The sequence below is a fragment of the Gardnerella sp. 30-4 genome, assembly GCF_001641215.1.
Lineage (GTDB): Bacteria > Actinomycetota > Actinomycetes > Actinomycetales > Bifidobacteriaceae > Bifidobacterium > Bifidobacterium leopoldii.
On record NZ_LXJL01000024.1, the window covers coordinates 7,714 to 11,504 of the forward strand.

Here is a 3,791-nt window from a genome sequence, read left to right on the forward strand (position 1 = left end):
CAATTTGATCAAGTAAGTCTTTAACACCTTCGCCGGTTTTACCAGAAACGCGCAACACGTCCTCCGGCTTGCAACCAATTAAACCAGCTATTTCTTCAGCATGCTTATCTGGTTCAGCGCTAGGCAAATCGATTTTGTTAAGAACAGGAATAATCGTTAAATTATGGTCGATTGCCATATAAAGATTAGAAAGCGTTTGCGCTTCAATTCCTTGGGTTGCATCTACCAACAGCACCGCACCTTCGCATGCTGCCAGCGCGCGCGAAACTTCGTAAGTAAAATCGACGTGTCCAGGAGTATCAATCATTCCAAGCGAATACTCTTTGCCTTCAAAAGTCCAAGGAACGCGAACAGCCTGCGATTTAATAGTAATACCGCGCTCTTGCTCAATATCCATGCGATCCAAGAAACGGTCTCGCATTTCACGCTCTGGCACGATTCCTGAAAGTTGTAAAATGCGATCTGCTACAGTGGACTTGCCATGATCTATATGCGCAATAATGCAGAAATTGCGTATCAACGATTGATCCGTAAATCCTGGCTGGTTATGCGGTGTAATCAAAGCAAGCATCTCCTTATTAAATACGCGGATAGTATTAAATTGCGTAAGCTACGCAAGTAATTAATCTTACCAACTCTACTACCCTATTTTATAATATAAATCAATATTTTTAGCACTTATTGAGTTTTGACAATACAAAATAACGCTACGCAAAAAACTAATAGCTTATTTGACTTAATATTCGTCGTTATCAGTTAAGTAAGTATTCACGTGGTAGAGATTTGAGATTTTTCGCACTGAGCGCGGACGCTCGCGCGGGTAACGCGCTTGCTACGAAACTCGCGTTGGAAGTCCACTGGACTTCCAACCTGAGCGAGTTTCCGCTCCGAGTTGCCTTCGCGCGCTACGCTTTAAGCGCTCAGGCAGGTCGTCGCGCAGAGCCGCAGGCTGCTGATTCGCCAAGCGAAGAAGAAAAATCGAAAAATCTCTGCGATTAACACGGTTATTAAAGATTAAACACGCAGAGTTTGGGGGATTTCTCTACGAGCACTAAAAGAGGACTGAGAAGCTACATTCTTTAAAGAAAGACGAACACACTAAGCTCTTTTAGCAGCCAGAGCGCACGAAGGACGGGACGTGCGAGGAGAGAAATCCCCCAAAACTCGCGCCACATTGAGGAGGAAATCCCAAAACGAACAATAGAAACGAATAACGTTATCTAATAAGCATGATACACTTACTATTTGTATGTCCTTATATAGCAAACGTCGTTTGGAGTAACAGTGGCAAACATTAAGTCGCAGAAAAAGCGTGTTCTCACTAACGAGAAAGCACATAAGCGTAACGTAGCAGTAAAGTCTGCTTTGAAGACCGCTATTCGTGCTACTCGTGAAGCCATCACCGCTGGTGATAAGGCTGCAGCGCAGGCCGCTTTCGCAGTAGCCGCTAAGAAGCTTGACAAGGCTGCAGGTCGTGGCGTGATTCATAAGAATCAGGCTGCAAACCGCAAGTCTGGTCTTGCTGTAGCGATTAACGCTCTGTGAAGTTTGTGCAGATAACTGCATAACACAGCATGTAAGGAAAATCCCCAGTACCAATCGGTGCTGGGGATTATTTTTATCATCGTATGCAATATTAGCGGTGACGACGATTATTAATACGACGAATACGAGGACGTCTAACCTTAATAGGTTCCGTGCGGTTCATTGCTCCAAATAAAGTTAAATCTAGTTTCACAGACAACAAGCGCATTGCAACAACAAGAACAACAATAAGAACATCAAGCAATATTTCAACAGTTAAACCAAAGTAACCTGCATGCTTTGCTTTTACAACAAAAACAGTTAATACACATCCAAGAGCAGCAGGTAAAGCGTACCAATGCTTATCTCGCACAATAACAGGAACTTGGTTCAAAATCATGTCGCGAATCAAACCGCCACCCAAAGCAGTTGCCATTCCTAAAAATACTGAAGCCATACCAGACATGTGAAAATCCAAACCTTTTGCTGTGCCATTCACAGCAAACAGACCCAACGCCAAGGCATCAAGCGTAAGCATAAGCCAACGCCATTTATCAATCTCAGGGTGAGCAACAGCCACAATAACACCAGAAAGCAGACCTGTAATAACAAAACCACGATCAGCAATACCAACAGGCGGCAATGCTCCAAGCAACACATCACGAACAATACCGCCACCCAATGCAGTTATCCAAGACGTAGTAATAATCGCAAAAACATCATAATTCTTACGAATAGCCCACATGCCGCCAACCATGCCACAACATCCCATAGCAACATACTCAACTATAAGAAAAAAGACGTTATCCCCTAACGCACCTTCCAAAGCATTTCCCTTCAAATAAATTCGCCAAAACACTACGTGTATAACAAACAAACGCGTTGTACTCTATACGATATCTAAATATATAGAGTACAACGCGCCATAAGCAACATTAGATGAGATAATATTAACTAACTTATATAAATTAGTCGCAAACTTTCCACATCCAGTTATGCTTATCTTCGACATCACCGAGCTGAATGCCAAGTAACTCATCGCGCAAAGCCTGAGTTAACTCACCAACGCCACCATCGGCAACCTTAAGATCGAATTCATCGGACTTAAAACGACCAATTGGCGTAATGATTGCAGCAGTACCGCAAGCAAAGACTTCAGTAACCTCGCCAGAACGAATATCGTCAAGCAACCCTTGAAGAGGAATCATGGTTTCAACAACCTTATGTCCTGCTTCCTCAGCAAGCTGAATCAAAGAACGACGCGTAACGCCAGGAAGAATGCTGCCAGTAAGAGATGGAGTTTCCAAATGGCCATCCTTGTGGAGTGCGAACATATTCATGCCACCAAGCTCTTCCAAATATGTCTTAGTTGCAGCATCAACGAAGCACACTTGCTCACAACCATGCTCAATACCCTTGTATTCACCAAGCAAGGAAGCTGCATAATTTCCACCACACTTAGCAAAACCAGTACCACCAGGACCAGTGCGGAACCACTGATCTTCAACCCAAATGCTAACAGGCTTCAAACCACCCTTGAAGTATGGGCCGGATGGAGAAGCAATAACACAGTATTCAACTTCGTGAGCTTCGCGCACACCGAGGAACGGCTCGGAAGCAAACATGAATGGACGCATGTAAAGCGTATACTCTCGACGGCTCGGAACCCATTGCTTGTCTCGCTTTACCAAGGCTGCAACCGATCCAATAAAATCATCAATAGAGAGTTCCGGCAAATACAAACGCTTAGCAGAATTTTGGAAACGAGCAGCATTAATATCTGGGCGGAAAAGCCAAATAGAGCCGTCGGCGCGCTTATAAGCCTTCAAACCTTCAAAGCACTCCTGAGCATAGTGCAACACAGATGCACCTGGATCCATTTTCAATGGACCATAAGGCTCTACACGACGATCAGACCATCCTTCACCTTTAGTCCAAGACATATGAACCATATTGTCGGAGAAAATCTGACCGAAAGCAGGCTTATCAATAAGTTCGTTGCGTTTTGCATCCGAAACTGGATTATCATTCGGCAGAACTTCAAAGTTGCCAGCCAATTTGTTCAACAGAGCTGTATCGCTATGATCATAAGACTCATAAGCGTCAGAAAACTCTGGAGCTACTTCTAAATCAGCCATTATGTCTCTTTTCTATGTGGATTATTTCTACTTGCCTTTTACCGCAATTAACGTATAGATTAATACGATTCTTGTTTTTCGCAAAACTTACACGCCAAAATATCTTAAGAAATATTTCAAAAAATATGC

4 protein-coding genes are annotated in these 3,791 nt (G+C 43.4%); 1 reads left to right on the forward strand and 3 read right to left on the reverse strand.

The window, feature by feature from the left end:
• Positions 1 to 562: GTP-binding protein (locus A5294_RS06530; RefSeq protein WP_156483439.1), on the reverse strand; the 562-nt coding region annotated here is incomplete at its 3' end.
• 722 nt (positions 563 to 1,284) lie between these two features.
• Between A5294_RS06530 and rpsT the strand changes: the two genes are divergently transcribed.
• Positions 1,285 to 1,545 (forward strand): 30S ribosomal protein S20, encoded by a 261-nt coding sequence (rpsT, locus tag A5294_RS02130; RefSeq protein ID WP_004106518.1) that lies wholly within the window; start codon positions 1,285 to 1,287, stop codon positions 1,543 to 1,545.
• Positions 1,546 to 1,636: 91 nt separating this feature from the next.
• Here the strand turns inward: rpsT and A5294_RS02135 are convergent, their stop codons facing one another.
• Both A5294_RS02135 and A5294_RS02140 read right to left on the reverse strand, forming a co-directional pair.
• Entirely contained in the window at positions 1,637 to 2,350 is a 714-nt protein-coding gene (locus A5294_RS02135) for a trimeric intracellular cation channel family protein (RefSeq protein ID WP_032842495.1), read from the reverse strand.
• Between the two features lie 142 nt (positions 2,351 to 2,492).
• On the reverse strand, positions 2,493 to 3,662 hold the full coding sequence (locus A5294_RS02140) for a branched-chain amino acid aminotransferase (protein WP_004106516.1): 1,170 nt from the start codon (positions 3,660 to 3,662) through the stop codon (positions 2,493 to 2,495).
• Positions 3,663 to 3,791 lie beyond the last annotated feature (129 nt).